We start from the raw sequence: 2,098 nt of genomic DNA, 5'->3' as shown, positions 1-2,098 counted from the left end.
AATTTGATCATGTTCTTGGCCAGATTAAAAATCTTTACAGAGTCTCCCATATCAAAAATAAAGATTTCCCCTCCTTCGCCCATTCCTCCTGCTTCCAACACTAATTGGGCAGCTTCTGGGATAGTCATAAAATAACGGGTAATCTCCTTATGGGTAACGGTTAACGGACCTCCTTTCTCTATCTGTTTTTTAAACAACGGAATTACAGAGCCATTGGAACCCAGTACATTCCCAAAACGGGTGGTAATAAACTTGGTCTTGTTAAACTGTTGTGCACAGCTAATGTACATTTCAGAAATTCTTTTGGTGGCCCCCATTACATTAGTTGGGTTCACCGCCTTGTCCGTAGAGATAAAAATAAATTTCTTCACCTTATGGTCCAAAGAAAGGTCTACCACCACTTTTGTTCCCGCCACATTTATTTTTATGGCCTCGTAGGCATTATATTCCATTAAGGGTACATGCTTGTAGGCTGCAGCGTGAAAAACCAAATCCGGTCGGAATTCCTGAAAAATACTCGCCATTCTGTTTTTGTCCCTAATATCCCCAACGATTGGGATAAAATTATGAAAGCCATTCTGGATCAATTCCTGTTGTAAATCGTAAAGTGCAGACTCTGCTTGGTCAATCACCAAAAGCGACTTATATTCATAATTCGCAATTTGCCTTACCAATTCACTACCAATGGAGCCTGCCCCTCCGGTAACCATAATTACCTGGTCTTTCAACTCCTTAAAAATCCGCTCATTTTTTATATTAATAGGAACTCTATCTAATAAATCCTCTATTTGCACCTGCTTGATCTGTGAAACCTTTAACTCCCCATTGATCCAATTTTCAATGGGAGGTACTATTTTTACTTGCACAGGCAATTCTACCAGATCCCCTACCATAGTCCTTAAGCGATTTTGGTCTATTTTCTGAATAGAGAATATAACTTCACTGATATTGTGAGTTTTTATGAAGTTTAAGGTTAAGACTTCCGGGCCGTAGACTTTTACCCCATTAATATTTTTCCCCACCTTCTCCTTGTCGTTGTCAATATAGCCCACCACTCTGGATACGAAAGCGGAGTGACTACTCAATGCATTTTGGGTAAGGATACCAGACTCTCCCGCTCCATATATAAGGACGTTTTTGGTAATCTTGATATCCTTGATAAAATTGTCATAGAGGGTTTTAAAAATATACCTAGAAGCTGTTAGCGCAATAAAGTTTAATAAGCTATGGATAATGATGATGGAAATTGGAATGGTAAATCCCGTCATAAAATCCATTTCCCTATTTACAATAATCATGAAAATCGTAATGATACTAGCAAGGCAAATGGCATTAAAAATATTATAAACATCCCTAACCCCAGTATGCCTAACAACTCCCTTATAAGATCCAGTCACTAAAAAAGCAATTAGAGCAAAGGCGACTATCAATGGTAATTGCAAGGTTAACTTACTTAGGTCAAAATCTAGGGTGAGATTAAACCTCACCAGATAGGACATTACAAAGGTAAGTGCGGTAAGCGTCAAATCTATAGCCAGCACGATCCATTTTGAGCAATATTTACGTGTATTTATGGTTAAGTAACTATGTATCATATGGCCAGTGTTTTAATGATTATTTCAGCAACTCGTTCCAAATCACTCTCAGATAGGTTAGAGCCACTGGGCAAACAAAGCCCCCTATTAAACAGGTCTTCCGAAGTCCCATCCACGAACTGGGCGCAATCTGAAAAGACCGGCTGTAGGTGCATAGGCTTCCACAAGGGTCTAGATTCTATATTTTCATCTAAAAGCGCCAATCTTATTTTTTCCCTAGTATCATAGGAAGGAAACAAGATGCAACTTAACCACCTATTGGAATGAAAACCCATAGGCTCTTTCAAAAATTCTATAGCTGTTTGTTTCCCTAATTTTTTGATATAATACTTATGGTTCCTCCTCCTTGCCTTCACCCTTTCCTCCAATACTTTCATCTGTCCTCGTCCTATACCCGCCAATACATTACTCATCCTATAATTATACCCAATATGGGAATGTTGATAATGGGGGGCATTATCCCTTGCCTGTGTTGCCAGAAAAACGGCCTTACTTTTTAGCTC

Annotated in this window: 2 protein-coding genes; both read right to left on the bottom strand. The window is 38.9% G+C overall.

Going from position 1 to position 2,098, the window contains the following annotated elements:
• A partial coding sequence (locus F1E73_RS16725) for a nucleoside-diphosphate sugar epimerase/dehydratase (RefSeq protein WP_150452623.1) occupies positions 1 to 1,595 on the bottom strand: 1,595 nt, incomplete at its 3' end.
• A partial coding sequence (locus tag F1E73_RS16720) for a DegT/DnrJ/EryC1/StrS family aminotransferase (protein WP_191089056.1) occupies positions 1,592 to 2,098 on the bottom strand: 507 nt, incomplete at its 5' end. The genes F1E73_RS16725 and F1E73_RS16720, both read right to left, overlap by 4 nt.

The sequence above is a fragment of the Arenibacter lacus genome (assembly GCF_008711145.1).
Lineage (GTDB): Bacteria > Bacteroidota > Bacteroidia > Flavobacteriales > Flavobacteriaceae > Arenibacter > Arenibacter amylolyticus.
This window is presented reverse-complemented; position numbering and strand designations above follow the sequence as displayed.